30 protein-coding genes are annotated in these 26,633 nt (G+C 59.9%); 18 read left to right on the forward strand and 12 right to left on the reverse strand.

Translation table 11 applies throughout. The features are described 5' to 3' along the window. Positions 1-57: 57 nt before the first annotated feature. The 3 genes from RTCIAT899_RS05190 to RTCIAT899_RS05200 all read left to right on the forward strand — a co-directional run bounded on the left by RTCIAT899_RS05190 (position 58) and on the right by RTCIAT899_RS05200 (position 2,354). Entirely contained in the window at positions 58-693 is a 636-nt protein-coding gene (locus tag RTCIAT899_RS05190) for a LysE family translocator (protein ID WP_015339180.1), read from the forward strand. Positions 694-843: 150 nt separating this feature from the next. Beyond that, on the forward strand, positions 844-1,287 hold the full coding sequence (locus RTCIAT899_RS05195; RefSeq protein WP_015339181.1) for a c-type cytochrome: 444 nt from the start codon (positions 844-846) through the stop codon (positions 1,285-1,287). A 152-nt stretch (positions 1,288-1,439) separates the two neighbouring features. Next, positions 1,440-2,354, forward strand: coding sequence for a cytochrome c (locus tag RTCIAT899_RS05200; RefSeq protein WP_015339182.1), 915 nt, complete (start codon positions 1,440-1,442; stop codon positions 2,352-2,354). A 3-nt stretch (positions 2,355-2,357) separates the two neighbouring features. Here the strand turns inward: RTCIAT899_RS05200 and RTCIAT899_RS05205 are convergent, their stop codons facing one another. After that, on the reverse strand, positions 2,358-3,137 hold the full coding sequence (locus RTCIAT899_RS05205) for a class I SAM-dependent methyltransferase (protein WP_015339183.1): 780 nt from the start codon (positions 3,135-3,137) through the stop codon (positions 2,358-2,360). Positions 3,138-3,293: 156 nt separating this feature from the next. Here RTCIAT899_RS05205 and RTCIAT899_RS05210 point away from each other — a divergent pair, with 156 nt between their 5' ends. After that, the gene (locus RTCIAT899_RS05210; protein WP_210305099.1) at positions 3,294-3,863 is read left to right on the forward strand and encodes a C39 family peptidase; all 570 of its coding nucleotides are present in this window, start codon (positions 3,294-3,296) and stop codon (positions 3,861-3,863) included. A 98-nt stretch (positions 3,864-3,961) separates the two neighbouring features. Here the strand turns inward: RTCIAT899_RS05210 and RTCIAT899_RS05215 are convergent, their stop codons facing one another. After that, entirely contained in the window at positions 3,962-4,450 is a 489-nt protein-coding gene (locus RTCIAT899_RS05215) for a GNAT family N-acetyltransferase (RefSeq protein WP_041677296.1), read from the reverse strand. Between the two features lie 199 nt (positions 4,451-4,649). Then, entirely contained in the window at positions 4,650-5,063 is a 414-nt protein-coding gene (locus RTCIAT899_RS05220) for a MerR family transcriptional regulator (protein ID WP_015339186.1), read from the reverse strand. A 189-nt stretch (positions 5,064-5,252) separates the two neighbouring features. On the opposite strand from RTCIAT899_RS05220, the gene dmeR reads away from it, so the two are divergent. From dmeR to bla, 3 genes are all read left to right on the forward strand, one after another. Beyond that, a complete protein-coding gene (dmeR, locus tag RTCIAT899_RS05225; protein WP_015339187.1) occupies positions 5,253-5,525 on the forward strand; it encodes a Ni(II)/Co(II)-sensing transcriptional repressor DmeR in 273 nt (90 codons plus the stop codon). A 33-nt stretch (positions 5,526-5,558) separates the two neighbouring features. Beyond that, positions 5,559-6,554 (forward strand): CDF family Co(II)/Ni(II) efflux transporter DmeF, encoded by a 996-nt coding sequence (gene dmeF / locus RTCIAT899_RS05230; RefSeq protein ID WP_015339188.1) that lies wholly within the window; start codon positions 5,559-5,561, stop codon positions 6,552-6,554. An 85-nt stretch (positions 6,555-6,639) separates the two neighbouring features. Continuing rightward, on the forward strand, positions 6,640-7,641 hold the full coding sequence (bla, locus tag RTCIAT899_RS05235; RefSeq protein ID WP_015339189.1) for a class A beta-lactamase: 1,002 nt from the start codon (positions 6,640-6,642) through the stop codon (positions 7,639-7,641). An 83-nt stretch (positions 7,642-7,724) separates the two neighbouring features. Here the strand turns inward: bla and RTCIAT899_RS05240 are convergent, their stop codons facing one another. The 4 genes from RTCIAT899_RS05240 to RTCIAT899_RS05255 form a co-directional block, all read right to left on the reverse strand. Continuing rightward, positions 7,725-8,261: a hypothetical protein gene (locus RTCIAT899_RS05240; RefSeq protein ID WP_015339190.1), complete on the reverse strand. Its 537-nt coding sequence runs from the start codon at positions 8,259-8,261 to the stop codon at positions 7,725-7,727. Between the two features lie 73 nt (positions 8,262-8,334). After that, complete coding sequence (locus RTCIAT899_RS05245; protein ID WP_015339191.1) at positions 8,335-9,840, reverse strand: protein adenylyltransferase SelO; 1,506 nt, start codon at positions 9,838-9,840, stop codon at positions 8,335-8,337. 69 nt (positions 9,841-9,909) lie between these two features. Further along, entirely contained in the window at positions 9,910-10,437 is a 528-nt protein-coding gene (locus RTCIAT899_RS05250) for a DUF1697 domain-containing protein (RefSeq protein ID WP_015339192.1), read from the reverse strand. Between the two features lie 21 nt (positions 10,438-10,458). Next, the gene (locus RTCIAT899_RS05255) at positions 10,459-12,552 is read right to left on the reverse strand and encodes a S9 family peptidase (RefSeq protein ID WP_015339193.1); all 2,094 of its coding nucleotides are present in this window, start codon (positions 12,550-12,552) and stop codon (positions 10,459-10,461) included. Between the two features lie 283 nt (positions 12,553-12,835). Between RTCIAT899_RS05255 and RTCIAT899_RS05260 the strand changes: the two genes are divergently transcribed. Further along, the gene (locus RTCIAT899_RS05260; protein WP_015339194.1) at positions 12,836-13,225 is read left to right on the forward strand and encodes a DUF930 domain-containing protein; all 390 of its coding nucleotides are present in this window, start codon (positions 12,836-12,838) and stop codon (positions 13,223-13,225) included. Between the two features lie 75 nt (positions 13,226-13,300). Here the strand turns inward: RTCIAT899_RS05260 and RTCIAT899_RS05265 are convergent, their stop codons facing one another. Both RTCIAT899_RS05265 and RTCIAT899_RS05270 read right to left on the reverse strand, forming a co-directional pair. After that, the gene (locus RTCIAT899_RS05265; RefSeq protein WP_015339195.1) at positions 13,301-13,633 is read right to left on the reverse strand and encodes a chaperone modulator CbpM; all 333 of its coding nucleotides are present in this window, start codon (positions 13,631-13,633) and stop codon (positions 13,301-13,303) included. Between the two features lie 3 nt (positions 13,634-13,636). Beyond that, positions 13,637-14,548, reverse strand: a complete 912-nt coding sequence (locus tag RTCIAT899_RS05270; protein ID WP_015339196.1) for a DnaJ C-terminal domain-containing protein — start codon at positions 14,546-14,548, stop codon at positions 13,637-13,639. 251 nt (positions 14,549-14,799) lie between these two features. On the opposite strand from RTCIAT899_RS05270, the gene RTCIAT899_RS05275 reads away from it, so the two are divergent. Continuing rightward, complete coding sequence (locus tag RTCIAT899_RS05275; RefSeq protein WP_041677826.1) at positions 14,800-15,591, forward strand: polysaccharide deacetylase family protein; 792 nt, start codon at positions 14,800-14,802, stop codon at positions 15,589-15,591. 74 nt (positions 15,592-15,665) lie between these two features. Here the strand turns inward: RTCIAT899_RS05275 and RTCIAT899_RS05280 are convergent, their stop codons facing one another. Both RTCIAT899_RS05280 and RTCIAT899_RS05285 read right to left on the reverse strand, forming a co-directional pair. Then, positions 15,666-16,835, reverse strand: a complete 1,170-nt coding sequence (locus tag RTCIAT899_RS05280; protein ID WP_015339198.1) for an AI-2E family transporter — start codon at positions 16,833-16,835, stop codon at positions 15,666-15,668. Between the two features lie 101 nt (positions 16,836-16,936). After that, on the reverse strand, positions 16,937-17,803 hold the full coding sequence (locus RTCIAT899_RS05285) for a VOC family protein (protein ID WP_015339199.1): 867 nt from the start codon (positions 17,801-17,803) through the stop codon (positions 16,937-16,939). A gap of 323 nt (positions 17,804-18,126) precedes the next feature. Here RTCIAT899_RS05285 and trhA point away from each other — a divergent pair, with 323 nt between their 5' ends. Then, positions 18,127-18,795, forward strand: coding sequence for a PAQR family membrane homeostasis protein TrhA (gene trhA, locus RTCIAT899_RS05290; protein ID WP_015339200.1), 669 nt, complete (start codon positions 18,127-18,129; stop codon positions 18,793-18,795). Here trhA and RTCIAT899_RS05295 read toward each other — a convergent pair. Continuing rightward, a complete protein-coding gene (locus RTCIAT899_RS05295) occupies positions 18,770-19,285 on the reverse strand; it encodes a hypothetical protein (protein WP_015339201.1) in 516 nt (171 codons plus the stop codon). The genes trhA and RTCIAT899_RS05295 overlap by 26 nt on opposite strands. A gap of 359 nt (positions 19,286-19,644) precedes the next feature. Between RTCIAT899_RS05295 and RTCIAT899_RS05300 the strand changes: the two genes are divergently transcribed. From RTCIAT899_RS05300 to RTCIAT899_RS05335, 8 genes are all read left to right on the forward strand, one after another. Then, positions 19,645-22,041 carry a putative monovalent cation/H+ antiporter subunit A gene (locus RTCIAT899_RS05300; RefSeq protein ID WP_015339202.1) on the forward strand — a complete coding sequence of 799 codons (2,397 nt, stop codon included), beginning with the start codon at positions 19,645-19,647 and terminating at the stop codon, positions 22,039-22,041. Next, positions 22,038-22,457: a Na+/H+ antiporter subunit B gene (locus tag RTCIAT899_RS05305; protein WP_015339203.1), complete on the forward strand. Its 420-nt coding sequence runs from the start codon at positions 22,038-22,040 to the stop codon at positions 22,455-22,457. Before RTCIAT899_RS05300 ends, RTCIAT899_RS05305 begins: the two co-directional genes overlap by 4 nt. Further along, entirely contained in the window at positions 22,457-22,834 is a 378-nt protein-coding gene (locus RTCIAT899_RS05310) for a Na+/H+ antiporter subunit C (RefSeq protein WP_015339204.1), read from the forward strand. The genes RTCIAT899_RS05305 and RTCIAT899_RS05310 overlap by 1 nt, the downstream gene beginning before the upstream one ends. Before the next feature lie 4 nt (positions 22,835-22,838). Beyond that, positions 22,839-24,398 carry a Na+/H+ antiporter subunit D gene (locus RTCIAT899_RS05315; RefSeq protein WP_041677303.1) on the forward strand — a complete coding sequence of 520 codons (1,560 nt, stop codon included), beginning with the start codon at positions 22,839-22,841 and terminating at the stop codon, positions 24,396-24,398. Then, positions 24,395-24,868: a Na+/H+ antiporter subunit E gene (locus RTCIAT899_RS05320; protein WP_015339206.1), complete on the forward strand. Its 474-nt coding sequence runs from the start codon at positions 24,395-24,397 to the stop codon at positions 24,866-24,868. The genes RTCIAT899_RS05315 and RTCIAT899_RS05320 overlap by 4 nt, the downstream gene beginning before the upstream one ends. Next, positions 24,865-25,239, forward strand: coding sequence for a cation:proton antiporter (locus RTCIAT899_RS05325; RefSeq protein ID WP_015339207.1), 375 nt, complete (start codon positions 24,865-24,867; stop codon positions 25,237-25,239). Before RTCIAT899_RS05320 ends, RTCIAT899_RS05325 begins: the two co-directional genes overlap by 4 nt. A gap of 5 nt (positions 25,240-25,244) precedes the next feature. Next, positions 25,245-25,604: a monovalent cation/H(+) antiporter subunit G gene (gene mnhG / locus RTCIAT899_RS05330; protein WP_184461979.1), complete on the forward strand. Its 360-nt coding sequence runs from the start codon at positions 25,245-25,247 to the stop codon at positions 25,602-25,604. A gap of 533 nt (positions 25,605-26,137) precedes the next feature. After that, positions 26,138-26,569 carry a Ros/MucR family transcriptional regulator gene (locus RTCIAT899_RS05335; RefSeq protein ID WP_015339209.1) on the forward strand — a complete coding sequence of 144 codons (432 nt, stop codon included), beginning with the start codon at positions 26,138-26,140 and terminating at the stop codon, positions 26,567-26,569. Positions 26,570-26,633: the final 64 nt, after the last annotated feature.

Genomic DNA, 26,633 nt, shown 5'->3' on the forward strand with positions numbered 1-26,633 from the left:
CTTGAAAATCAACCATTTCCTCTCCTGTTTCCATGGAGAGCTCGATAGGCAACTGACATGGGTTACGCAGAAAATCTCTGGCTCTTCTTCATCCTTCTTCTGGGCATCATCATCGTGCCGGGCATGGACATGCTGTTCGTGCTCGCCAATTCTTTGACCGGCGGCAGCAACCGCGGCCTTGCCGCGACGGGCGGCATCATGCTCGGTGGTGTAGTGCATTCGCTGAACGGTGCCATCGGCATCGGCCTGCTGATGCATTTCGTACCGATTCTCTTTAATCCGCTGCTGATTGCCGGTGGCGCCTACATGGCTTTCATCGGCTACACGCTGATGCGCAGTTCCATCACCGTGGGGAGTGAGGGGCCGGCCGGCAGCCGCTCCGCCTGGAAAGCGTTCCGCCAGGGAGCGGTGACTTGCCTCATCAATCCGAAGGCCTATCTCTTCATCTTCGCCGTGTATCCCCAGTTCCTGAAGCCGGATTACGGGCCGATGTGGATACAGGCCGTCATCATGGGAGCCATGACCATCGCGACGCAATTTGCCATTTACGGCGGACTTGCCATTACTGCCGGGCGCAGCCGCGACCTGTTGATTGCCAATCCCGGGGCAACCGCATTCGCAGGCCGCGCAGCTGGGCTGCTGCTTGTCGCAGTTTCGGTGTTTACGGTATGGGAGGGCCTGAAATTGGCGTGAGGGCTAATGCGGCGAATGCGTGTGTCTATTGCACGACGCTGATTTCATTCAGCTCTCACCACTTTGTGACTTCATTGCCGGAAAGGAAACCGGCAAACATGCGCTGGCCGCCTGGGCGGTCTTGATCATTCGGAGAGGTAGGAGAACGAAATGAAGTGGAAAGCGATTGTGATGGCGACGGCTCTGGCCGGCATCGCACTGGGTTCGGTCGTCGCGGCCGACGGCACGCATGACTCCCGCATCGGCATGATGAAGAAGATCGGGGGCGCGGCGGGTGCTCTCGGCGCGATTGCCAAGGGCGACAAGCCCTATGACGCCGACATCGTCAAGGCATCTCTGACAACGATCGCCGAAACCGCCAAGGCCTTCCCGGATCAGTTCAACTCCCAGAGCGACAAGACCGATCCCGAGGTCAACCCGAAGATCTGGGACAACCTCGATGATTTCAAGGCGCATGCCGCCAAGCTTTCCACCGATGCCGAGACGGCACTCGCCCAGCTTCCCGCTGACAAGGCCGGCGTCGGCGCGACGCTGAAGACCCTCGGCGGCAGCTGCGGCGCCTGTCATCAGGCCTACCGCATCAAGAAGGACTAAGCGGTAGGTCGGTCTCGCCCAGAACAATTCCAGGAAAAGTGCGTGGCGCTTTTCCGTCCGGAATTGCGTAAAGGCAAAAATCGATTTTAGCGTCCGCACTGGTTCTACCGGTGCGGGCCTCTTTGGTTTTAGAGCTAAGGCTAAGGGGTGGAATGATGGCGCGGTTTATTCGATGGCTGCTTTGCCTTTTCGGCGTGATCATCCTCGGCAGCGGCGCGTTTTACGTCATCACCGCGCCGTCGCCCTTTCCGGCGAGCCATTGGGCCAATCTCGGTGATCCCGACATCAAGAACGGCGAGATGGTGTTTTGGGCGGGCGGCTGTACGAGCTGTCATGCGGCTCCCGGCGCGCAAGGCGACGCCAAGCTGGTGCTTTCGGGCGGTCTCGCCCTTACCAGCCCGTTCGGCACCTTCCATGTCCCGAATATCTCGCCGGATGAGAAGGCGGGGCTTGGCAGCTGGACGCTTGCCGATTTCGGCAATGCCATGAAGCGCGGCGTCGGCAAAAACGGCGAACATCTCTATCCGTCCTTTCCCTACGGCTCCTATACCCGCATGAGTGACAAGGACATCAACGATCTCTGGGGCTTCCTGAAGACGCTGCCGAAAAGCGACAATGTCGCTCCGCCGCACGAGCTGCCCTTTCCCTTCAATATTCGGCTGGCGCTCGGCGGCTGGAAGTTCCTTTATCTCAACGATCAGCCGCGCGTCGTGCTTGCCAATGCCGACGAGAAGGTCAAGCGTGGTCAGTATCTCGTGGAAGGACCGGGACATTGTGGCGAATGCCATACGCCACGCGACAACCTCGGCGGCTTCGTGAGCGGCCAATGGCTGGCGGGAGCGCCCAATCCGGAAGGCAAGGGCCAGATTCCGGACATCACACCCGGCTCCAAGGCCATCGGCAGCTGGAGCGCCGGCGACATTGCCAACTACCTAGAAACCGGCTTCACCCCAGATTATGACTCGGCCGGCGGCTCGATGGCCGAAGTCCAGCAAAACATCGCCCACCTGCCGGCATCCGACCGCGAGGCGATCGCAGCCTATCTGAAGGCGCTTCCGCCGAAGTGATGCTCAAGCGGCGCCTGAACGCTTGGCGAGATAGAGATGCGTTTCATAATGCAGCTCGAATACGCCGCCATGCGCGTTGATGGCATCAGCAAGCTCGGAAAGCAGCGTTTCCCGCTGATCCTCGGTCAAAAGCCGGTAGCTTGAGAGCGTCCGCAAAAGGTCGGTATAGCTTTGTGCCGTGTGCGAGCGGCTCCAGGAATAGCAATGATGCGCAGGAGCTTCGAAGTGGTCGGACTGCCGCAGCTCCCGAGCAAAGGGGCCATCGGGGAGATACCAGGCTTCCACGGGCGGACCGGCGAGTTGCGGTGCATGGCGGGCGTAGACCCCCGCGAATTTTTCTGACAGCGGCGGTTCCGGCTTCATCGGCACATTGCCGAAGACTGCGAGTGTTCCTTCCGGCGCGAGGAGGGCGGCCGTCCTGGCGAAGCGCAGTTCCGGCGAAACCCAATGGAAGGATTGGGCCGCGAATATCAGCCTGAGGCTCTCCGGCTCGCACGGCCATGCTTCGAAGGTGGTTTGCTCGAACCGCACTCGCGGAAATTCCGCCAATCTTTCCTGGGCAACAGCAATCAGTTCCGCGCCGGGATCAAGCGCGAGAACCGAGAAGCTGCGGCGAGCAAAGCTCTCTGTCGCCTGTCCGGTGCCGCAGCCGATTTCGAGGACCTGATCCTTGGCTTGCAGCCCGGCAAAGTCGATGACATCGGCAAAAAGCGCATCGGGATAGAGCGGGCGGGAAGCATGGTAGAGGCTGGCGACGCCATCGAATGTGAACCGCTGTTCCAAGTCGCATCTCCAGTTGCAGATCGAAGTCGACAGCCATTTTTCTAGCGTATTTCCGGTCAAGCTTGTAGCCATGGGATTCGGCAACAGGAGAGGGTGGTCGTGGACGCAAGGGTGGCGCGGAAGGTTCCTTATTTCAGCCAATGGGAAACGCCTGACATGACGCTGGCGGTCGTCGCCGAGGGTGCGCAATCGGCCTTGCTGAAGGACCCGCTCTGGGCGTCATCCGGCGCTAGCAGCGTCGAGGATTATGCGCGCTGGGCCGGCAATCTTTGCGGCATGGCCTGCCTGAAGATGGTGCTCGCCGCCCGCACCGGCAAAACCATCCCGATCATGGATCTGGCCGTGGGTTGCCGGGAATATGGCGGCTATGTCGAGGAGGCGGATGGCCGGATCAGGGGATTGATCTATGCGCCGTTCGTCCCATTCGTTCGTGACCGCTTCGATCTGGATGCTCGCGTCGTCACCGGGATTTCCGTCGCCGACATCACCGATATCCTCGACCAGTCGGAGTTCTTCATCGCGTCGGTGCATCATTCGATCCGCTGGCCAGAGACCGAGCCGCCGGCCAAGGGTGGCCATCTGGTGCTGGTGACGGCCATCGACGGCAATAATATCCGCTTCCACAATCCATCCGGCCACATCGATGCGACGCGCGAGGATGCGGAGATGCCGCTCAAGATTTTCGAGAGGTTCTTTGCAGGCCGCGGGATCGCCATCGATCACTGAAGCATTTCCAAATGCGCATCGGTTTTTCGCCCGGAATGCGCGAAACCGGAAACACTCTAAAAATCAATATCGGATGGCGATCCTCTTAAAGGCCGGCATCAGGCCAGAGCCTGCAGGTAGCGCATGCCGGTGACCGGGCGCGGCTTGAAATCCATGTTTTCGTAGAAGCGGTGGGCCTGGAAATTGCCTGTGGCGGCTCCCACGGAAAGGTAGCTGCAGCCCGCCTTGCGGGCGATGTCGCGAGCGCGGTCGACGAGATGCTGCCCGACGCCATGGCCGCGATGGCCGTCGCGGACGAAGAGATGGTGCAGATCCATGCCTCGCTGTCCCTCTTGCGCCTTGTAGAGCGGCACGAGAATGGCGTAGCCGATCAGTCCCTGCTCGCCTTCGGCAACAAGCGCGGTGATCCACGGCATAGGACCGAAGAGATCGCGCTCAAGCTGCTCGGGCGTGGTGCCGGAGGCGTCGCCATGATGGGCGGCGAGCAGCCGGATCATGTCGTTGAGCTCAGGCAGGTCGCGCGGCTGGGCATTGCGGATGGTCAAAACCGGAGGGCGGAGAAGTGAGATGTCGCTATCGTCTAGCATGGCATTTTGCGTCCTTGTTTTTTGAATGAGCCGTCAGGACGCTGCCGATACAACAAAGCCGCCTGACGGCGGCTTGTTGACAATATGATCTGTCTTGGCCGCCCGTTACAGGTACAGCCAAAAATACGAGCAATTATGGAGCGCGTGCGTGATCATGGGCGCATCAATGATCTGGTTCAGCGCGTTTGTCAATGGGGCCTCAATGCTCGTGTTCGCACAGGCCGTGATCGGAAAGTGCGCGGATGACATAGCAGTCTTCGATGCTATGGCCGTCGCAATGCGAAACGATACGCTCCAGCTCATGCTCGAGCTTCTTCAGTCGTGCGATCTTGGTGCGAACGTCATCGAGATGCTCCTTGGCGATACGGTCGGCGCCGACGCAGGGGCGGTCCGGATGCTGGCTGAGCGAGATCAGTTCCTTGATGGCGTCGATCGTCAGGCCCAGGTCGCGGCCATGCCTGATAAAGGCGAGGCGTTCAAGATCGGCTTTGGAGTAACGCCGCTGGTTTCCTTCGCTGCGTTCCGGCTCCGATATCAGGCCCATCTGTTCGTAATAGCGGATTGTCGGCACTTTCACGCCGGTCCGCTTTGATAGATCGCCGATGGTCAGCATTGCGTGCTCCATACCTCTAGTCTCTAGAGCAATATATGAGGCCATTCGTCGAAATTGCAAGGCCAGGTAGCTGTGACCGCCGGCCGAGATACTGTCGGCCACCTCATCGTCCGGTCGTCGCCACGAAATTTGGCTTCCAATTCATCATCACAAATAGTATACCTCCCTATATTATAAATCGAGGCTACGATGTCCCATACCATTCGTCAGCAAGCCAAGCTTCTCTCTCGCGTCCGCCGCCTCAAAGGGCAGATGGAAGCGGTGGAGCGGGCGCTCGAGGCCGAGCGTCCCTGCGGGGAAATCTTGCAGTTGCTCGCCTCCATTCGCGGCGCCTTGACGGGATTGACCGGGGAGGTTCTGGAAGACCATCTGCAGGAACATGTGCTGCATGCCGAAAGCGAAGAGGCTCGTCGTCAGGCAGTCGATGAGATAGCCGACGTGCTGAAGACCTATCTGCGATGACAGGCGCCAGGCGCCGAACGAGAAAGTAAAGTCATGAGCATTTCCTCCGAAATGGGCCACAGCCATGTTTTTCTGGGCTCCGACCATCAGCGTAACGAACGCCGCATCTGGCTTGTCATCGCGCTGACCGCCGTCATGATGGTGGTCGAGATCGGCGCGGGCACGATCTATGGCTCGATGGCGCTGCTCGCCGACGGCTGGCATATGTCGACCCATGTGAGCGCCATGTTGATTTCGGCGCTCGCCTATCTCTACGCGCGCCGGCATGCGCATAATGCACGCTTCACCTTCGGCACCGGCAAATTCGGCGATCTCGCGGGCTTTGCCAGCGCGATCGTGTTGGCGCTGATCGCGCTGATCATGGGCTGGGAGAGCATACTGAGATTGCTCGATCCGGTGGCGATCAATTTCCGCGAGGCCATCGCAATTGCTGTTGTCGGTCTTATCGTCAATCTCGTCAGCGCATGGCTTCTGCGCGATGATCACAGCCATCATCACCACGGTTACGCCGGCCACGGGCACAGCCATGGCCACGCCCATACGCACGATCACGACCATCATCATGACGATCACCATCACGACCATGGCCAAAAAGGTGGCAGGGATAACAATCTGCGCTCGGTCTATGTCCATGTCATCGCCGATGCGATGACCTCGGTTCTCGCCATCGTTGCCCTGCTGCTTGGCAGCCGTTTCGGCTGGACCTTCCTCGATCCCGTCATGGGCATCGTCGGCGGCCTGGTGATCCTGCAATGGGCCTGGAGTCTGCTGCGCGCCTCCGGCGCGGTTCTCCTGGATTTTATCCCACCGGGTGAAGATCTGCCTGAGGAGATCCGCGAAGCGATCGAAACGGATGGGGATCGGATTACCGATCTGCATGTATGGCAGGTCGGCCCTGGGCATCATGCGGCTATCGTTGCGGTCGCGACGCCCGTCTCGCGCGATCCGTCTTTCTACAAGGCGCTGCTTGCCGAGATCCACGAGCTCTCGCACGTGACGGTCGAAGTTACCGTCGACAAGGCGGCATAGAATCCGCTAGCAATCGGTAAGGTCAGAGGCTTGCCATATTCCTCGCATAGCCAAAATCTGCCCGATTCTGCTGGAGGCCCCTCGTATGCCCACATTGCTCACCCGCCGCCGCCTCATGGCGGGCTCGGCGCTGCTTCTTCCCGCCCTGACGCTCGGCCCCGACGCGCTCTTTGCCCAGAATAGCAGCGCCTCGCCACAGATGCCGCCCACAACGGATAATTCGGCAGCACCCGATGCCAGCGGCCAGGGAATGGAAGACAGCAGCGGAACGCAGGATAATTCGCAGCTGTCCGACGATGTCGACAAGCAGCTTGCCGATCTGGAAAAGAAGACCGGCGGGCGCCTCGGTGTCTCCGTACTCGACACTGAAACCAATATTTCTCTCGGCCATCGCGAGGAGGAGCATTTTCCCCTGTGCAGCACCTACAAGGCGCTTGCTGCCGGCTTTGTGCTGGCGCGCGTCGATCAGGGCACGGAAAAGCTCGACCGCCGCGTCACCTATGGCAAGGACAAGGTCGTCACCTATTCGCCAGAAACAGAAAAGCATGCCGACGGCGATGGCATGACCATTGCCGAACTCTGCGCAGCTGCGATCACGCTGAGCGACAATACGGCTGGCAATCTTCTGCTCGAAAGTTTCGGCGGACCCGCGGCTTTGACCTCGTGGCTGCGCACCACAGGCGACACCGAGACCCGGCTTGACCGCAACGAGCCGGATGTCAACCAGGCCATAAAAGAGGACCCACGCGATACGACGACCCCGGATGCGATGCTGGATTCGATCGGCCTTCTGACACTCGGCAATACGCTGTCGGAAACATCGAGGGAGCAGCTGGTAAACTGGCTCGTCGCCAATACGACGGGAAATAATCGCTTGCGGGCCGGCCTGCCGAAGGAATGGAAGGTCGGCGACAAGACCGGTACCGGCAATAACGGTTCCTATGCCGATATCGCTGTCATCTGGCCGCCGGACCGGGGTGCGATCCTGGTCACGACCTTTGTTGCCGAGGCGACCGCGCCTGCAAAGGACGTCGAGGCAGTGTTTGCCGAGATCGGCAAGATCGTTGTCGACATGGTCGGGCAATAGCGAGATATCGATAATGAAAACAAGACGATAAGAGCGAGATGTGAATCAAGTCCGTATCGTCTTCAAGTGGTTTGGCAATTGATTCAGACCAGCGCCAATGCCGCAGCTGCGCTGTCCGTTTCCTGATCGCTATCATCATCAGTGTTGCCGGCTCCGAACTTCTGCTTGATCTCATCGGCAATCTGGTCGTTGATTGCCTTCTGCTCGTCGGCCGGCAAGGACTTGAACGAATCTTCCGTCAGGCCATGTGCCTCGAGATATTGCGCGCGGATCTTCTGCGCGGGCGTCATGTTCGCCCATTTGGCAAACTCGTCGAGAACGTCCTGATCGGATTGCCCGCTTGACGATGCCGAGCTGCTTCCGTCCGCGGCCGCCACGCCATCCTGCTCGCTGCCGTCGCTCGAGGTCGAAGACGATGCGCTGCCAAACTGGCTGAGCCAGAAGCCGGATGAAATCGAGGAGGGGACGCCGCTGGACGAGATGGACGGTCCCTGCGAATCGTCCTGCTGGCCGTCGCCGTCGTCCGGCAGCGAGAAGGGTGTGCTGTCGTCACTGTCGCTGCTTTGCTGGCTGCGGATCGGCGTGCTGAAATAATTTTGAGTGCCGCTGTGCACTTTCATCGTCATATCTCCCTGCGGGTCGAGACGACGATGACTCTGCAAGCCTGTCTGGGGCTTGTGCGGTTAAGCTTCCTCAGGTGCCGCAGAAGGTCTGAAGCACCCGTTCCGTCGGCAATGGCGGCTCGGCATAAGGCGCAAAAGCAGGCTGATCCTGGTAAGGAGTTGCAAGCACCTTCAGCAACGCTTCGAACAACGAAAAATCACCATCCTCGACCGCCGCCTCGATGGCCTGTTCGATTCGGTGATTGCGGGGGATGAAGGCCGGATTGACCTTGCGCATCGCCGCCGACCGCGCCGCCGGCGTCTGCGGATCGCGAGCGAGCCGCTCCTGCCAGCGTCCAAGCCATAATGTCGCTGCTTGCGGGTCGTTGAACGCGGCGGCGAAATCGGTCACGTCCTCGTCTGCAGCGAGTGCCGCAAGTCGGCGGAAGGTGATGGTAAAATCAGCGCCTTGCTGATGCATCGTCGCCAGCAGCGACTGGATCAGGTCCAGATCGCCGTCCTCTTCGCTCACAAGCCCGATCTTGGCGCGCATGCCGGCAAGCCAACAGGCCTGAAAGCGTTCGCCATAGGCTTTGATAACCGTATTTGCCAGATCGATCGCCACATCGACGGAGGGGTCAATCAGCGGGATCAGTGTCTCGCCGAGGCGCGCAAGATTCCATTGGCCGATCGCGGGCTGGTTGGCATAGGCATAGCGGCCGGTGCGGTCGATGGACGAGAACACGGTCGCCGGATCATAGGCATCCATGAAGGCGCAGGGACCGAAATCGATCGTCTCGCCCGAAACGGTCATATTGTCGGTGTTCATCACGCCATGGATGAAGCCGACATGGAGCCAGCGCGCGATCAATGATGCTTGCCGATCGGCCACGGCTTCTAGCAGTGCAAGATAAGGGTTCTTGCGGTCTCTGATTTCCGGGTAATGCCTGGCAATGACGTGATCCGCCAGGGTCCGCACGCTCTCCGTATCGCCCCGCGCCGCAAAGAACTGGAAGGTGCCGACGCGGATATGGCTTGCCGCCACGCGGGTAAATACCGCACCGGGTAATACTTCCTCGCGATAGACAGGCTCACCTGATGTCACGGCCGCGAGCGCCCGCGTCGTCGGAATGCCGAGCGCATGCATGGCCTCGCTGACGATATATTCGCGCAGAACCGGGCCAAGTGCGGCGCGCCCATCGCCGCGGCGAGAAAACGGCGTCGGTCCCGGACCCTTGAGCTGAATGTCTCGGCGCTTGCCGCTGCGATCCTTCACCTCGCCAAGCAGGATCGCGCGTCCATCGCCGAGCTGCGGAACGAAATTGCCGAACTGATGTCCGGCATAGGCCATGGCGATCGGCTGCGATCCCGGCAACAGCTCGTTTCCGGAAAAGATTGCCGCTGCATTTTGCTTCAGCGTCTCCACATCCAGCCCGAGTTCCCGTGCCAGCACCTCGTTGAATTTGATTAGCTGCGGCGCCGTAACCGGCGTCGGCGCCTGGTCGGCAAAGAACTGCGGCGGCAGGCGCACGTAGCTGTTGTCGAAGGCGATCGGCGGCGCCCGAAGCGCGGTGTCATCGTGAAGAGGAGAGCTCATGCTCCTAAGGTAGGGCCGGTGCGTGGGAGGCGCAAGGCGGATATCGTAATCGGCTTTGCTGTGCCGATTTCAACGTCCGCTGTCCTCCAGCTCCCGTGCCATCTCCGCAAGCTTGCGCACCGTATTGAGATTTCTGGACGTGCCTGCCTTCAAGGCCGGCAGTTTCAGCTTCGAGCGTCCGGAGCCATCTGGGTAGTGCACATAGATTTCGAGACCGGCGATATGGACCTCTTCGCCGCCGGGTGCGACGAGCTTGGTGAGCGCATCCTCCGGTGCCGCCTCCTGTAGAAAAGTCACCAGCAGGTAGTTCGGCTTGGCATGCGGGAAGGGCGAATTATCAGCCGCCCTTTCCAGAGCCTCGCGGCTGCGTAGGATCACGCCCGGAGACTTGCCCATCTTGGCCGCCAGCGCCTTTTCAAGCCGAGCCTGCACCGTTGCCTCATCCTCCCCGGCGCGGAAGACCACATTGCCGCTCTGAATATAGGTGCGCACATCCTGAAAGCCGATCTCTTCGCACAGTGCCTTGAGATCGGCCATGGACAGCATGCCGGTGCCGCCGACATTGACGGCACGTAGCAGGGCGACGAAGACGGTCATGGTTTCCTCCCGCCGTTCCGTTTACATCTTTTCAGCGACCTTGACGGCGAAGGCGTATTCGAACGCCACTTCCTCCAGTCGCTGGAAGCGGCCGGAGGCGCCGCCATGGCCGGCATCCATGTTCGTCTTCAGGAGAATAGGCGCATTGCTGGTGGTTTTCTCACGCAGCTTGGCGACCCATTTGGCCGGTTCCCAATAGGTGACGCGCGGGTCGGTGAGGCCACCGAGCGCGAGGATCGGCGGGTAGGGCTTCTCGCCGACATTGTCGTAGGGACTATAGGCGGCGATCTGCTCGTACTCTTCCCTGCTCTCGATCGGATTGCCCCATTCAGGCCATTCCGGAGGGGTCAGCGGCAGCGTGTCGTCGAGCATGGTGTTGAGCACGTCGACGAAGGGCACGGCGGCGATGATGCCGGCGAATTTCTCCGGCGCCATGTTGGCGACGGCGCCCATCAGCATGCCGCCGGCCGATCCGCCTTCGGCGATGATCTTCGCGTAAGAGGTGAACTTCTGCTGATTCAAATAGTCGGCGGCTGCGATGAAGTCCTTGAAGGTATTGGTCTTCTTTTCCATCTTGCCGTCTTCGTACCAGGCAAAGCCCTTGTCCTTGCCGCCGCGGATATGGGCGATGGCATAGACGAAGCCGCGATCGGCAAGCGACAGGCAATTGGTGTTGAAACCGGCCGGAATGGTAACGCCATAGGCGCCATAACCATAGAGCAGGCAGGGGGCTGAGCCGTCGAGGGGCGTGTCCTTGCGATAAAGCAGCGTTATCGGCACGGTCTCGCCATCCCAAGCGGGTGCGAAGACACGGCGCGTCACATAGTCTTCCGGATTGTGACCAGAGGGCACTTCCTGCGTTTTCAGCAGAGTGCGCTCGCGCGTCACCATATTGTAGTCGTAGAGCTGGCTCGGCGTCGTCATCGAGGAGTAGGAGAAGCGGATGACATCCGTATCGTATTCTGCAGCACCCTGCAGGCCGAGCGCATAGGCCTCCTCTTCGAAGGCGATCGCGTGTTCTTCGCCGGTACGACGGTCGCGGATGATGATGCGCGGCAGGCCGTCCTTGCGCTCCAGCCAGAGGAGATGGCGGGCATAGGCGAGATGGCTGAGGATCAGCGTGCCCGGCTTATGCGGCACGACCTCACGCCAGTTTTCCTTGCCTGGGCTCTCCGCCGGCGCTTCCATGATCTTGAAATCCTTGGCGTCGCCGTCATTGGTGAGAATGTAGAAGACGTCGCCGCCTTCGCTGATCTCATATTCGATCTCGGTTTCGCGCTCGGCCACGATCTTGGGCTCGGCGGTCAGATCCGAGGTCGGGATGATGCGGTATTCGCTGGTCTCGTGATCGTGGATATCGATGAAGATGTAATCGTCGAGCAGCGAGCCGCCGACGCCCATGAAGAAGCCCGGATCCTCCTCCTCATAGACGAGCCGATCGTCCGACTGCGGCGTGCCGATGATGTGATGGAAGATCTTCGAGGGGCGGTGGTTCTCGTCCTGCAGCGTATAGAAGAAGCTCTTGCCGTCGGGCGCCCAGACGGCGTCGCCGCCGGTATTCTCGATCACGTCGGGCAGATCTGCGCCGGTCTCGAAATTGCGGATCTTCAGCGTGAAATATTCAGAACCCTTGTCGTCATAGCCCCAGATGCCGAAGCTGTGATCGGAGGAATGATCGAGGCCGGAGAGGCGGAAATAGGATTTTCCTTCATTCTCCTTGTCGCCGTTCAGCAGCGGCTTGCGTTCGCCGCCGTTGCGCGGCTCGCGGAAGAAATGGGGCTGCTCGCCGCCGGTAACGAAAAGTGTGCCGTAGGCATAGGGACCGTCCTTCATCGGTATCGAGCTGTCGTCTTCCTTGATGCGACCCTTCATTTCGCCGAAGAGAACCTTCTGCAGCTCCTTCGTATCCGCCATCGCGGCGTTCATGTAGGCGTTCTCCGCCTCCAGATGCGACCGGATTTCCGGCGCCAGGATCGATGGGTCCTTGAACATGGCCTGCCAGTTATCGGCCCGCAGCCAGGCATAGTCGTCGGTGCGGGTAATGCCGTGACGCGTATCCGTAAACGGCTTCTTCGGAGCGGCAGGCGGGGTGGGAAGATTCTTGAAAACTGACACGAGGGGCGCTTTCTCTGGAGTGAAAGTCGGATGTGAAGTGAAGAGAGAAATAGAGGGCGGCGACGTGAGGTTCAAGCGGCAAGTCTGTTCCTCAAGCTCCATGCAAGCAGCCGATCTTAGTCTCCCTCCAATTGGCAGCTTGCGGGAGACCGCATCGGCGCTGCCTTGATGAGACCACATTCTTTCTCGAAGTCGGCATACAGTGCGTCGACACGAAGGCGGTCAGCCTTCTCCGATGGAGCGAACGCACTCAAATCCAAAACAATGCAAGGGACCGGTCTTCATGCTGAAACTCTTCGCCATCCTGCTTCCATTGGCCAGTATCGCCACCTCCGCCTTCGCCGTCGATGCGGCTATCAAGAAGCAGTTGGAGAAGCTCGATCCCTCGGAACGAATGGAGCAGGCGTGCGACGCAGAGGCCATGAAGCGGATCGGCACGGACAAGACGGGTTTCAAGCCGGACAAGGTGATTGCCTATACATTCGGCGATCCGGATATGCAGCCGGATGCCATGAATGCGCCCGGCGCCGTCTTTCGCAGCAAGGGTGACTGGTATCATCTCTCATATACGTGCGTGACCGGGCCGCAGCATATTCATGTCCGCGATCTGAGCTATCAGATCGGCGACAAGGTTCCGCGCGACGCCTGGCAGGAGCATTATCTCTACGACTGAGCGCTCTGAGCTGTCCCGGAGACGAGATTATGGGCGACAGGTCTGTCCGACCAGCTTATCCGAGGTCTCACGGGCCTATCGCCGTTTCAGCGCTTCCACGCGGGTAAGCTCCGACAATATGTGGTCCTGCACATCGGCCGGCTGCCGGCAGACGGCATCCGTCAGGTCGCGTAGTGTCGCCCTGAGGCTGTGAAGCTGGTCCACAAGATCCATGACGACATCGACGCCCGGCTCATTGACGCCCATCGCGCTGCTGAGATCGAGGATGAGCCGGCCGCGCGCAATGTCGGCGTCACGGAAGTTGCGGCCCTGATCGGTGACTTCAGGCACCACCCAGCCCTGAGATATCCAGATTTCCAGAACCGTGGTTTCGATCCGGAGGTGAAGTCGAAACTCGTTCTCGTTCATCGCTTATCCTCCCATGGTCTTTCTGGGATCTTGTGCCTTGCCTGCCTCCCATTCGGAAACGAAGCGCGTCAGTTCGGGATCCGGCGCATCCGGAAGGACGATCTTCAGCGAGACATAGGCATCGCCACTGTCTTTGCCGCGCACAGGCGCGCCCTTGCCCTTCAAACGCAGCACCTTGCCCGTATTGGAGTTCGGCGGCAGCGTGACGGTGACAGCTCCGGACGGCGTCGGGACGCGAATCTTGCCGCCGAGCACAGCTTCGGCCAGCGAAATCGGCACTTCCATTCTGATATCGTCGCCGTCGCGGGTATAGAAGCGGTGTGGGCGTACATGCACCGCAATCAGCGCATCTCCTGGCTTGCCACCGTTGAAGCCTGGATCACCCTTGCCCTTCAGCCGAAGCGTTTGCCCGTCGCGCGTTCCCGGTGGGATTTGAACGTCGAGGGCAGGCCCGTCCGGCAGGCTGATCTGCTTCTTGGCGCCGTTGATGGCGTCGAGAAAATCGACTTCCATCGTATAGTGACGGTCTTGACCCTGCATTTGCGATTGGCCCCGGCTGCGCCGCGAGAAGAAGCTGGAAAATATATCGTCGGCATCGCCAAAATCGGCAAAGCCGCCCGCATTCTGATAGCGGCCGCGCTGGCCCTCCTGCGCTGCATAATCGCGGTAGTAGTTGCGCGGCGCCTGTTCGGCACCGCTGCTGTCGATTTCGCCGCGGTCGAATCGCGCACGCTTCTCCTCGTCGCCGAGGATGCCGTAGGCTGAGGAGACCTCCTTGAACTTGTCCTCGGCTTGCTTGTCGCCGGGGTTGAGGTCTGGATGCAGCTTCTTGGCAAGCTTGCGATAGGCGCTTTGAATATCCTTTTGCGGGGCGTCCCGCTTTACGCCCAAAACTTCATAGGGATCGCGACTCATGCATGTCTCTCTTTGGGAGCACGGAAAAATACGCAGATAGTGTCACGCCAATCTCATATCAATCGTAGCATAGACACGATGAGGTTGAAGCCAGTTTCACGCCTGATGCATTTCCGATGTGAAATGGCATAATGCCGCCGGTCCGCCATATTTCCGGCGTGTTGCCGGATGATGGCGGGCATTGCGGCTGGGAATGGCATCATCTTCCTGCCGCCAGATTTCGTTTGCTTGATCGATCCGGTGGCCGCCTGATGAAACGCCTTTTGCTGACATCCATGCTCTTGTTTGCCGCAAAGCTTGCGTTTGCCGCCCAGCCGGAACAGCCGCCTGCCGGTTGGCCGCAATTGCCGCCGAAGGCCCCGGTTTCGAAGGTCAAGCTCGTCGAGCCACATCTGCACGTCGATCGTGCCGGTAAGGGCACACCTCGCATTGCGCTTACCTTCGATGCCTGCATGGGCAAGACGGATCCGCGCATCTTGAGCACGCTCGTCGATCAGCGCATCCCGGCAACCATCTTCGTCACCGCGCGCTGGCTTCGGACCAATCCGGACGCTTTGAAGGTTTTCCTTGCCCATCCCGATCTCTTCGAACTGGAAAACCACGGGCAGAATCATATCCCGGCTGTCGATGTACCGACCAAGGTCTATGGCATTGCCGCCGCCGGTTCTCCGCAGGCGGTTGCCCAGGAAGTTCAGGGCGGCGCCGATGCGATGACTGCCGCAGGCATCCCGCAGCCGCGCTGGTTTCGCGGTGCGACCGCAAAATACACGCCCGCCGCCATCATGCAGATTCGCGGCATGGGCTATCGGATTGCCGGCTATTCCGTGAATGGCGACAGTGGGTCGCTGCTGCCGGCCAAGATGGTGGAAAAGCAATATGCCTCCGCGAGGGATGGCGATGTCATCATCTCTCATATCAATCAGCCGACGCACGCGGCGGGTGAGGGGGTAGCGGCCAGCATCCTAGCGCTAAAGGCAAAGGGCGTTAATTTCGTTCGCCTGCAGGATATCGCTGAAAAGGGCGATGACGACACGACGAACTGATCGCCAGATCAGCCGGAATATTTCCGGGTACAGCGTGCGGCACTTTTCCGTGCGGGGCGACAAAAGACAATGCTCTAACCCGGCAATTGCGGCTGGGCTTTTTCCTCGATGAAAAGCTCGTCGATGACGGTCATGACGATCAGAGACAGCGGCAGGGCCAGCATGGCGCCGACCGCGCCCCACATCCATGTCCAGAAGATAATGGCAAGGAAGACGACAAAGGGATTGAGCTCCAATTGGCGTCCCATGACCGCGGGAAAGACGAGGTTTTCCACGGCCATATGCACCCCGAAGAAAGCTATGGCCGGTGCCAGACCGAAAATGATGTCCGAATGGGTGACGATGCCTGCGATTGCGAGCGAGAGCGTCATCGCGGTGACGCCAAGGAACGGGATGAAGCTGGATACGAAGGCGAAAACGCCCCAGAGAATCGGCATGCCCATGCCGCCGACATAGGCGATCACAGTCATCGCCACGCCTATTCCGACATAGATCAACGAAGCGGTCGCGAAGTAAAAGCCCAGTACCCGCTCCACGGCATTGATGATGCGGATCGCAGCGAGGCGAGATGCTCTCGTGGAAAAGGTCATGATGATCGTCTTGCGCAAGCTCACCCTACCGGCGAGGAACAGCAGCAAGGCAGCAAAGAAGATCAGGATCTGTACTATTGCGGGCGTGAGGCTCGTGGATACGAGATGCAGCACATTGCCGCTGTTTTCGAGCACGGTGCTGATCGAGACAGGGCTGCCCTGAAATGTTTCGGACGAGATATGCAGCCATTTGAAACGGCCGAGATAGGGCATCAGCCGGTCGGAGGTCCGTTGGACGAAATCGGGCAGCTCTTGCGCGAGCGTGGCCACAGGTCCGGCAAGCGCATTGACAATGAGGAAGATAACCAGTGCGACGCCCGATGAAAGGAGGACAGCGTTCAAAACGCGAGGCACGCCAAGCTTGCTGAGCTTTTCTGCCGCAAGTCCAAGAATCATGCCGACGACGACCGCCAGCGTCACCGGAATGAGGATCAGCGACATCATGTAGACGCCCGCCAAGGCGAACATGAGGAAGATGCCTATGGTCGCCCAGGAGGCGGCGACATCAAGCCTGCCGCGCCGCGAGCCATGGGACATGTCGAAAATACTGTCCTCGCCGCCGTCATCGTCGGATGCATTGCGTTCCGCGTCGGGCCTGCCTTCGCGTACAATTGTTGCTTCCGATCGCTGCGTGACGATTTTATCGACTTCCATGCCCTGCGGGTTCCTGAAGGCACGATCGCCTCGCTATTCAAACGCGGAAAGGCTCGTTCCGGTTCCGTAACGGGCATGAAGCGATAGCGAATAGAAGCAAATCAGGCGATCAGGTTCAGCCCAATGCCCCAGGGGTCGCGCAGCGATATGCCGCCATCACGTTTCTCGGTCTTGATTTCGTGCTTCTCCAGAGCCGCTGCTGCCTTGTCGAGCGCAGCTTTGTCGTTGAACCGTAGCGTATAGTCGGAAAGGCCGGTCATATGTTCGCTGCGCACGCCGGCGCCCCGGCTGTTCCAGGTATTGGCGCCGAGATGATGGTGGTAGCCGCCGGTGGCAAGGAAGGTCGCACCCGGATAGCGCGCCGCCATGACCTTCATGCCCAGCACGTCGCGATAGAAGGCGTTCGCTTCGGCCACGTCGCCGACCTGCAGGTGGATGTGGCCGATGGCGGAGCCCTCAGCCATGCCGTCCCAGTGATCCTGCGGGGCGCTTTCGTAGAGCTTCTGGAGATCGAGCCGGAGCGTGGCCATCTCGACCGTGCCGTCATCGTGAAATGTCCACTGCTCATGCGGCCGGTCGGCATAGATTTCGATGCCGTTGCCTTCCGGGTCGGACAGGTAGATGGCTTCACTGACGATATGGTCCGAAGCGCCTTCCAGCACGACATTGTTTTGGGCGGCATGGCGAAGCCAGCGCGCCAGCTCGACGCGGCTCGGCATCAGGAAGGCGGTGTGGAACAGGCCCGCGGCCGTTGTCGGCGCACGCGTCGCGGCCCGATCCGTCGTCAGCGTCAGAAGGGGATGACCGGCGACGCCCAGAACCTCGCCGCTTGCCGTCTTCTCGATGACCTTCAGGCCAAGCATATCCTGGTAGAAGCGCGACACGAGCGGCAGATCGGTAACGACAAGATGGGACCCGCCGACATAGGCAGGACGGGTCAAGGCGTAGGAGGGGGCGGCTTCGGTCATGGGGTGAGTTCCAACTTCGATAATCTTGAAAAAGGCAACCGGCGTCGGCGGCAATGGCCGCTAGCGGCGGGCAGGAGGGTTTCGCCGGTTGATATGCCTCTTTGATCCCCTGGCCCGCTGTACTTGCACATTCATATGGCGGATTTCGATTGTTCACAGAAGGCCATAAATTGCGGATTGAGCGTTCGCTTTCCATTGACGGGTGATGGGCAGGCCTGCGGCAGCCATTCACGAAGATTGATCGATGCGCGCGTTTGGCGCAGTTGCGTCCTCTTCACTCCGGTGCAAGGATCGACGCGCTACGGAAAAGGGAACCGGATGAAATGACCGAGTACAGAGGCATCCGTTGGGCCTATGACCGATATGAGATTATCGCGGACGGCATCGTCAATGGTGTCGGCGTGGTCTTCGCGCTGATCGGCGCCACCGTATTGATCTTCTATGCGACGGTTTGGAGCTCCTATGGCGGTATCGCCGCCGCCTGGATCTATGGCGTCGGTCTGGTGCTGACGCTTGGGATGTCCTTCACCTACAATCTATGGCCCGTGTCTAGGACGAAGTGGTTTCTCCGCCGTTTCGATCACTCCTTCATCTATGTCCTCATCGCCGCCACCTATACGCCTTTTCTGGAGCGGGGGTCCGAAGATCCGCTGCTTTTGGGCGTGCTGATCGCCGTCTGGGTCTTTGCGGCCTTCGGCATCATCCTGAAGGTCCTTTTTCCGGGACGCTTCGATCGGCTGGCGATCCTGCTCTACCTTGCGATGGGCTGGAGCGGCATCCTCGTCGCCAAGCCCGTTTCCATGCATATCCCGTTTGCCTCGATGCTGCTCATCGTCATCGGCGGCGTGATCTATTCGCTCGGCGTGGTCTTTCACGTCTGGGAAAGGCTGCGTTTCCAGAACGCCATCTGGCATGGCTTCGTCGTTACCGCGGCCGCCGTACACTATTCGGCGGTGCTGACCTGTTTCAGCCTGTCGCCGGAAAATTTTTGACGATCTCGGCTGTGGGCGTGCATTTCTTCGTCGAACGCAGGCTGCGCACCAGGCGCATGACGACGGCGTCGTAGCGCTGCATATCAGCCTTTGAATAATCCATCTGGAAGAAGGCGGCGCCTCCGTTGCAGAGCGCGACCCCACGCACATAAACGATGCGCCCCTGCCTCGTGCCGGAAAAACTGATGCCGCGCGAGTTCGATTTCGAATAGGAAATTTTCCAGCCCTGGTCCCTGGCGAGCGCCACGCGCCCATTTGCCTCCGAAATGAAATCGCCATTGGCGATCATCGTGCCGAAGACCTGCAGCGAAGCCGAGCGATCCGCTGGCGATAGCGAAAGCCGGTCGGTATCTTCGGAAGGGGCGGTAAGACGGAATTCCGACGGCAGCTCGATTGCATAGCCAAGACCTGCATTGTCATACGACCACCAGTCCGCGGCAGAGACCGGGCTGGTCGAAAGGAGCAGGAGGGTAATGACGCGGGTGAGCATTGCGGTTTCCGGGAGGCAGGATCTGCAAACCGGTCAAGATTAGCGCTTTTTTGAGCGCAATTTCCATAGCGGTTCAGAAAATACCGATAAATTAGCGCAAATTCATTACAACTTCATTGCGAGCCATGCAGGAATGGTGGGAATTCGGCGGGGATGCCACGTCCAAACCGGCATCGCGGGCTTCCGGACGATCCGTTATGTCCCGCAACCGCTAAGGCCGCTGGCAGCAAAAATCGATTTCAGTGGTTTAAGTCCGGTTTTCCCTCGGCAGGGCTTGAGGCCATGTGCCCTTTCGCCTATCCCTTCAAATCAGCTCCGGCTTCGCCGGATTCCGCATGATCGTTCGATAAGGGGGGAGCATGGCCGCCGCCGCCGCGGGCCTGACATTCCTGGCTCTATGCCTGCCCTTTCTCGGTGCGCTGATCGCGCCGGTTGTCGTTCGGCGTTTGGGCCACAATGCGGCGTGGCTCCTGGCGCTGCTTCCCGGCCTTACCTTCCTTCATTTTGCGAGCTTCCTTCCCACTGTCGCCGCCGGTCGCGTCCAGCTTGGCGGTTTCGATTGGGTGCCGAGCCTTGATCTTAGGTTTTCCTGGCTGATTGACGGCCTGTCGCTCACCTTCGCTTTGCTCATCACCGGCATCGGCTCGCTGATCGTCCTCTATGCCGGCGGCTATCTGAGGGGGCATGTCGATCTCGGCCGATTCTTCTCGTTCATCTTTCTTTTCATGGGCTCGATGCTCGGGCTCGTGGTCTCGGACAGTTTCCTGACGCTCTTCGTCTTCTGGGAGCTGACCTCGATCACCTCCTTCCTGCTGATCGGCTTCGATCATCATCGGGAAGCGTCGCGGCGGGCCGCACTGCAGGCGCTGGTCGTGACCGGTGGCGGCGGGCTGCTGTTGCTGGCCGGCCTACTGCTGGTCTGGCAGGTGACCGGCATCGGCGCGATGTCCGATCTCCTGAAGGCCGGCGATATCATGCGCGCAAGCCCCATCTATCTTGCAGCCCTCATTCTTGTGCTCGGCGGTGCCTTTACCAAATCGGCGCAGTTCCCGTTTCACTTCTGGCTGCCGAATGCCATGGAAGCGCCGACCCCGGTCTCGGCCTATCTGCACTCCGCAACCATGGTAAAGGCAGGCGTATATCTGCTGATGCGGCTCAATCCGGTCATGGGCGGGACCATGGCGTGGCAGACGATCCTGCCGGCCTTCGGCGCGGCGACACTGCTCGTCGGAACTCTACTTGCCATTCGCCAGACCGATCTGAAGCTGAAGCTTGCCTATACGACAGTCTCCTCGCTCGGCCTGCTCGTGATGCTCACCGGTTTCGGCACGGATTATGCCGTCGAGGCCGCCGTCCTCTATCTCGTCGCGCATTCGCTGTTCAAGGGCGCCCTGTTCATGGTCGCCGGCATCGTCGATCATGAAACGGGAACGCGCGATATCACCCGGCTTGGCGGCCTGCGTTCGGCCATGCCGCTGACCTTTGCAACCGCGCTCGTTGCGGCGGTGTCGATGGGTGGTCTGCCGCCGGCTTTCGGCTTCCTTGCCAAGGAGGAGATCTATGCCGCGCTCGCGCAGTCATCGCCGGCCGCGATCATCCTCACCGTCATCACTGTTGCCGGCAATGCGCTGATGTTTGCCATCGCCTTTGCCGTGGCGCTGAAGCCCTTCATCGGTCTGCGAACCGAAACGCCTCACCAGCCGCATGAGGCGCCACCATTGCTCTGGCTGGGGCCGGTGGTGCTCGCTCTTCTCGGCCTCCTGTCGGCTTTGTTTTCGGCTCCCTGGCACGCGTATGTCTCTTCGCCGATGGCGAGCGCGGTCGGCGGCAAGGGATTGGAGATTTCGATCTCCTTGATCCCGCATATCGGCTTGCCTTTGGCGCTTTCGCTGGTCACCGTCCTGATCGGCATCATCGTCTACTGGCAGCTCGATCACGCCCGCTTCCTGATATCAGTCATGCTGCGCGCCCTCGGGCCTGGACCGGATCGCGGCTTCGACGGCTTCATTTCCGGCCTGGTGCGGCTGTCGCATGGCGTCTCCCGTCTCCTTCAGCCCGGCCGGCTGGAAATCTACGTCACCGTCACCTTCCTCTGCCTGGCGGCAATGCTGCTGATTCCTCCTATGATCCACGGCGAACTGCCCGCCATGCCAGCCTGGCCGAACCTGCAATGGCATGAGGCGACGATCTTCCTGATCGCGGTCATCGGCGTTGCGGCGGTGGTCTTTGCGCGCGACCGGCTGACGGCGATCGTTTCGCTCGGCATTCAGGGCTTTGCCGTCGCCGTCATCTTCCTGCTGTTCGGTGCGCCGGATCTTTCCTTCACGCAGTTCATGGTCGAGACGCTGGCGGTGGTGATCCTGGCGCTGGTCATGACGCGCCTGCGTCTTTCACCGTCCGACAGGCGTCCGCCGCTTGCAAGGATCGGCCACGCCGCCCTCGCCACAGCCTGCGGCGCCGGCTTGGCGCTGCTCCTGCTTAAGGCGACGGAGGCGCCGTTCGACCTGACGCTGACCGCCTTCTTCAATCAATATTCGAAGCTGATCGCGCATGGCGACAACGTGGTCAACGTCATCATCGTCGATTTCCGCGGCACGGATACGCTGGGCGAAATTGCCGTGGTCGCCATGACCGGTCTTGCCATCCTGGCGCTGATCCGCATCCGCGCCGGCGGCGAGCGCAAGCTTGCGACAAACGATCCTGATCTTGAGGATAAGCCCGGTCTTGATCAGAGGACGGAGGCCGGACGCCCGTGAACACGCTGATCTTCCGCACCGCTGCTCCGTTTCTGACGGCCCTGATGTTGCTCTTCTCCGTTTTCGTGCTGCTGCGCGGCCATAACGAGCCCGGCGGCGGCTTTATCGGAGGCCTGATTGCGGCCTCGGCGCTCGCGATCTATGGAATCGCCTGCGGTGTGACGGCGGTCCGCCGTGCGATTGTCGTCCACCCGCTGTCGATTGCCGGCTTCGGCCTGGCTGCGGCGACCATCGCCGGCATGGTGTCCGTCTTTGCCGGCGTACCGTTCATGACCGGACTCTGGATCTATCCGCGCCTGTTCGGCATCGAAGTGCCGCTTTCCACCGTCATGCTCTTCGACACGGGTGTCTATCTGGTCGTCGTCGGCGCCATCACCTCGATCGCGCTCGCGCTCGAAGAGGGGGAGGTGGATTGATGGAGGCCGTCTTCGCCGTCGTCGTCGGCATCTTCTTCACCGCTGCTATCTATCTCATGCTGTCGCGGTACTCGATCCGCATCATGCTCGGCATCGCGATCCTCGGTAATGCCGTCAACCTTCTGCTATTCACGGCAGGCCGGGTCACGCGCGAAGTGCCGCCGATCATCCAAAGGGGATCAACCACGCTCGATCTTGCAGCCGCCAATCCGCTGCCGCAGGCATTGATCCTGACTGCGATCGTCATTTCCTTCTCGTTCCTGGCCTTTCTGCTTGTCCTGACCTATCGGGCCTATCAGGCCTTGAAAACCGACGACACGGACGAAATGCGGCTCGCCGAACCGGAGGAGCGGCCACTGCCGCCCTTGGGGTACTGACGCAATGGCCGGACCCACAGATATCGCAGTTGATCTCTCCCAAGCGCTGGTTGCCGCGCCGATACCGATGGGACATTGGCTCGTCATTTCGCCGATCGTCTTGTGCATCGGGCTCGGTGCGATCCTTCTGATGCTGCGCAATCGCACCGAATGGCAGGCGGCGGTCGCCATTCCCGGCCTTGTGCTGCTGGTTCTGATCGATGCCGCCTTGCTCTATAGGGTCGTCAGCGACGGCGCCGTGACCATGGTCATGGGGCGATGGCTGCCGCCCTTCGGCATTGCCTTCACCGTCGATATTTTCGGCGCGCTCATGGCTCTGGCGGCGGCGCTCGTCGCACTCGCGGCAAGTTTCTATTCGCTTGGCGAAATCACCGTGAGCAGCCGGCGATATGGCTTCTTTCCATTCCTGATGCTGCTGCTTGCCGGCGTCAGCGGCGCCTTTCTGACAGGCGACGTCTTCAATCTCTATGTATGGTTCGAGGTGCTCCTGATCTCTTCCTTCGGTCTGCTGATCCTCGGCTCGGAGCCGGAGCAGATCGACGGCGCGCTGAAATATGCCGTATTGAACCTCATCGCGACCACGCTCTTCCTCGTTTCCGTGGGTTATCTCTACGCTGTTTTCGGCACGCTCAACATGGCCGATATCGCGGTGAAGGTGAGGGCGGGTGACAGCAACGCGCCGCTGATGACGCTCGCCGGCCTGTTCCTGCTGGCTTTCGGCATGAAGGCCGCCGCCTTCCCGGTCAATTTCTGGCTTCCGGCCTCCTACCACACCCCGCGCATCACCGTTTCGGCTTTGTTTGCCGGCTTGCTGACCAAGGTGGGCATCTATGCGCTGATCCGGATTCTGGTCATGCTGTTGCCTGTCGAGCGGGCAGGGCTCGGCCCGCTTGTTACGATCATCGCCATCGTGACCATGCTTGTCGGAATGATGGGTGCGCTGGGTGCAAATGATATCCGCCGAATGCTGGGCTACATCGTCATTTCAGGCATCGGCACGATGCTGGCGGGCGTGGCTCTCGGCAGTGTCGACGGTCTCAGCGGAACGATCTTCTACGCCTTGCATTCGATGGTCTTGATGACGGCGCTTTACCTGATTGCCGGGCAGGCGGCACATCTCGGCGGAGGCTTTTCACTGACAGTTCTTGGCGGCCTCTATCGCCAAAACGGCTGGTTTGCCGGCCTCTCGCTGGTCCTGTTCCTTGCCATCAGCGGCCTGCCGCCATTTTCAGGCTTCTGGCCCAAGGTCGTACTCGTCAAGGCTGCGTTTGCGGCAGGAGCCTGGTGGCTCGCCGCAGCAATCCTTCTGGTTGGATTCCTGACGACCATCGTTTCCGGGCGGGTGTTTCTGCTTGCCTATTGGCGTCCTGCCGCAGCCAGCGTCACGGCAGAGCGGATGAAATGGCATGCCGCACTGCCGCTTCTTGGTCTCGCCCTGCTTGTCGTGGGCTTCGGCTTGTTTCCGGAATGGCTCCTGCATCTGACGCATGCGGCCGCTCTCGGCCTCGAGCAGCCGACGGCCTATCTGCAATCCGTCTTTCCGGCGGCGGGAGGCGCTCAATGATCCTGTTTATCTTCAACCTGCTGCTTGCCATTGTTTGGGTGGCCATCACTGGCAGCGCCTCTTTCCTTAACCTCCTGTTCGGCTTCGCCCTTGCGGCAGTTGCCCTGTCGATCGTCCGGGCGTCCTATGGAGGCGGACTCTATCTGGGCCGGGTGCGCAAGATAATTTCGCTGTTGCTGCTGTTTCTGGGTGAGCTTGCCAAATCGGCCTGGGCGGTCGCTGTGGCGGTCATGAGCCCGAGGATGGACGTAAAGCCCGGGATCTTTGCATTTCCGCTGACGGTCGATCGCGATTTCGAAATTACCCTGCTTGCCAATCTGATCACGCTGACGCCCGGCACCCTATCCGTCGATGTTTCCGACGACCGTAAGATACTCTATGTGCACGCACTCGATTGCTCCGATCCAGAGGCCATCCGGCGCAGTATCGCGGATGGCTTCGAACGCCGGATCATGGAGGCTTTCCGATGATCGCCGCATCCGTTGTTTCGGCCGGTGCCATGGTGGCGCTCGGCATTCTGAGCATGGCGTTCCTGCTGACAGTCTATCGTGTCGTCGCCGGCCCGACATTGCCGGACAGGGTCCTGGCACTCGACATGCTGGTCGCGATCGTCATCGGCTTCATCGCTGTCATTGCCATCAAGACGGGGTTCACGCTGTATATCGATATCGCCATTTCGCTCGGCCTTGTCGGCTTTCTCGCCACCGTCGCCTTCGCGCGGTTTATCCTGACGCAGGGACAATCGAATGCGGCCGAACGGATCGGCGCCGTGCAGAGTGCCGACCTCGCTGCCGAGGGCAGGAAGATACGAAGGCGCAAGCGAAAGAAGGGAGGCCGATAGTGGATATGCTTTGGGCCGTCATAGTAACGGCACTTCTACTTTCGGGTGCGTTGTTCTCGCTTATCGCGGCGATTGGCATCGTGCGCCTCCCCGATCTCTATAGTCGCATGCATGCGGCGTCGAAGGCGGGCACCGTCGGCTCCGGCCTGTTGCTGCTTGCCGTCGGCATCCACTCGCAGGACATGTCGATTCTGGCGCGGGCAATGGCCGGATTTGTCTTTTTCGTGCTGACAGCGCCAATTGCGGCGCATCTTCTCGCGCGTGCGGCACACAAGGCAGGTCATCGGCTAACGCCGCCCTCGGTGCGGGATGAATTGCTGGCACGACAGAAAATCCCAATAGGAGGATATAGAAAAAAGAGCTAACAAACGCGGAAATTGTTCTAGTAGGAATAGCTATTCGCGTTATTAGTTATCTGCTTTTTAATAGATGAATTTTTTGCAAAGAAATGTCTGGATTAAAAACTGGACATTTGGGTAAAGAGTGCTAATTCAGATTCAAGTAGAGTTCTGATGTTAAGTTAGTCTCGACCGGGTTTAAGCTCTCGATGCTTTTATCTTTCTTTGATGAAACGCTGGGCAAAACTTTCTTCCGGTAAGCGATTAAAGATCGTTATCGCGGGTCACTAATTCTGATGTCAGGCGGCAAGCGGCGGTTTTCTCTCGCATGAGGTCTAGGGGTGGATTTCATGTTGCGGGAAATTTGGCTTTATCCACCGTTTTCTTGCCGTCGACTGCTACGAATACGAGCAGTGCGTTCGCGCGGATTGCTCGGCGCTGGGAGATAGCGAAATCAACAGATTTCTTTAGCCAGGCGCAAAATCATTTAGCAACGTTGCGTCCTGCGTGCTCTTCGTAGGCGTGGACGCAGCAGGCAAGCCGATGAACAGGAGAACACAATGACAGATGCGGCCCTCGGCAACGGGCAGGAGTTACTGGTTGAACTGACTGCCGACATCGTTGCGGCCTATGTCAGCAACCATGTCGTACCGGTCAGCGACCTTCCGAATTTGATTTCCGACGTACATTCCGCCTTGAGCAGCACCTCGGCTCCGGCACCTGCCGTAACCGTGGTCGAAAAGCAGAAGCCGGCCGTATCCGTTCGTAAATCCGTACAGGATGACCAGATTACCTGCCTCGAATGTGGCGGCAGCTTCAAGTCTCTGAAGCGCCATCTCATGACTCATCACGGCCTCTCGCCGGAAGAATATCGTGAAAAGTGGGATCTCGCCGCCGATTATCCGATGGTGGCGCCGGCTTATGCAGAAGCCCGCTCACGCCTTGCAAAGGAAATGGGCCTCGGTCAGCGCCGCAAGCGCGGTGCTCGCTGAGAGCTTCATGACAGACTGAAGATAATCCGGCTTTCGGGCCGGGTTATCCGCAATGATTGCTGGA

The sequence above is a fragment of the Rhizobium tropici CIAT 899 genome (assembly GCF_000330885.1).
GTDB lineage: Bacteria > Pseudomonadota > Alphaproteobacteria > Rhizobiales > Rhizobiaceae > Rhizobium > Rhizobium tropici.

What these genes read in the sequence shown, in the direction of transcription:
- RTCIAT899_RS05190 (WP_015339180.1), top strand. Translation starts at nt 58, where the DNA reads ATGGGTTACGCAGAAAATCTCTGGCTCTTCTTCATCCTTCTTCTGGGC.
- RTCIAT899_RS05195 (WP_015339181.1), top strand. Translation starts at nt 844, where the DNA reads ATGAAGTGGAAAGCGATTGTGATGGCGACGGCTCTGGCCGGCATCGCA.
- RTCIAT899_RS05200 (WP_015339182.1), top strand. Translation starts at nt 1,440, where the DNA reads ATGATGGCGCGGTTTATTCGATGGCTGCTTTGCCTTTTCGGCGTGATC.
- RTCIAT899_RS05210 (WP_210305099.1), top strand. Translation starts at nt 3,294, where the DNA reads ATGACGCTGGCGGTCGTCGCCGAGGGTGCGCAATCGGCCTTGCTGAAG.
- RTCIAT899_RS05215 (WP_041677296.1), bottom strand. Translation starts at nt 4,450, where the DNA reads ATGCTAGACGATAGCGACATCTCACTTCTCCGCCCTCCGGTTTTGACC.
- RTCIAT899_RS05220 (WP_015339186.1), bottom strand. Translation starts at nt 5,063, where the DNA reads ATGCTGACCATCGGCGATCTATCAAAGCGGACCGGCGTGAAAGTGCCG.
- dmeR (WP_015339187.1), top strand. Translation starts at nt 5,253, where the DNA reads ATGTCCCATACCATTCGTCAGCAAGCCAAGCTTCTCTCTCGCGTCCGC.
- dmeF (WP_015339188.1), top strand. Translation starts at nt 5,559, where the DNA reads ATGAGCATTTCCTCCGAAATGGGCCACAGCCATGTTTTTCTGGGCTCC.
- bla (WP_015339189.1), top strand. Translation starts at nt 6,640, where the DNA reads ATGCCCACATTGCTCACCCGCCGCCGCCTCATGGCGGGCTCGGCGCTG.
- RTCIAT899_RS05240 (WP_015339190.1), bottom strand. Translation starts at nt 8,261, where the DNA reads ATGAAAGTGCACAGCGGCACTCAAAATTATTTCAGCACGCCGATCCGC.
- RTCIAT899_RS05245 (WP_015339191.1), bottom strand. Translation starts at nt 9,840, where the DNA reads ATGAGCTCTCCTCTTCACGATGACACCGCGCTTCGGGCGCCGCCGATC.
- RTCIAT899_RS05250 (WP_015339192.1), bottom strand. Translation starts at nt 10,437, where the DNA reads ATGACCGTCTTCGTCGCCCTGCTACGTGCCGTCAATGTCGGCGGCACC.
- RTCIAT899_RS05260 (WP_015339194.1), top strand. Translation starts at nt 12,836, where the DNA reads ATGCTGAAACTCTTCGCCATCCTGCTTCCATTGGCCAGTATCGCCACC.
- RTCIAT899_RS05265 (WP_015339195.1), bottom strand. Translation starts at nt 13,633, where the DNA reads ATGAACGAGAACGAGTTTCGACTTCACCTCCGGATCGAAACCACGGTT.
- RTCIAT899_RS05270 (WP_015339196.1), bottom strand. Translation starts at nt 14,548, where the DNA reads ATGAGTCGCGATCCCTATGAAGTTTTGGGCGTAAAGCGGGACGCCCCG.
- RTCIAT899_RS05275 (WP_041677826.1), top strand. Translation starts at nt 14,800, where the DNA reads ATGAAACGCCTTTTGCTGACATCCATGCTCTTGTTTGCCGCAAAGCTT.
- RTCIAT899_RS05280 (WP_015339198.1), bottom strand. Translation starts at nt 16,835, where the DNA reads ATGGAAGTCGATAAAATCGTCACGCAGCGATCGGAAGCAACAATTGTA.
- RTCIAT899_RS05285 (WP_015339199.1), bottom strand. Translation starts at nt 17,803, where the DNA reads ATGACCGAAGCCGCCCCCTCCTACGCCTTGACCCGTCCTGCCTATGTC.
- trhA (WP_015339200.1), top strand. Translation starts at nt 18,127, where the DNA reads ATGACCGAGTACAGAGGCATCCGTTGGGCCTATGACCGATATGAGATT.
- RTCIAT899_RS05295 (WP_015339201.1), bottom strand. Translation starts at nt 19,285, where the DNA reads ATGCTCACCCGCGTCATTACCCTCCTGCTCCTTTCGACCAGCCCGGTC.
- RTCIAT899_RS05300 (WP_015339202.1), top strand. Translation starts at nt 19,645, where the DNA reads ATGGCCGCCGCCGCCGCGGGCCTGACATTCCTGGCTCTATGCCTGCCC.
- RTCIAT899_RS05310 (WP_015339204.1), top strand. Translation starts at nt 22,457, where the DNA reads ATGGAGGCCGTCTTCGCCGTCGTCGTCGGCATCTTCTTCACCGCTGCT.
- RTCIAT899_RS05315 (WP_041677303.1), top strand. Translation starts at nt 22,839, where the DNA reads ATGGCCGGACCCACAGATATCGCAGTTGATCTCTCCCAAGCGCTGGTT.
- RTCIAT899_RS05320 (WP_015339206.1), top strand. Translation starts at nt 24,395, where the DNA reads ATGATCCTGTTTATCTTCAACCTGCTGCTTGCCATTGTTTGGGTGGCC.
- RTCIAT899_RS05325 (WP_015339207.1), top strand. Translation starts at nt 24,865, where the DNA reads ATGATCGCCGCATCCGTTGTTTCGGCCGGTGCCATGGTGGCGCTCGGC.
- mnhG (WP_184461979.1), top strand. Translation starts at nt 25,245, where the DNA reads ATGCTTTGGGCCGTCATAGTAACGGCACTTCTACTTTCGGGTGCGTTG.
- RTCIAT899_RS05335 (WP_015339209.1), top strand. Translation starts at nt 26,138, where the DNA reads ATGACAGATGCGGCCCTCGGCAACGGGCAGGAGTTACTGGTTGAACTG.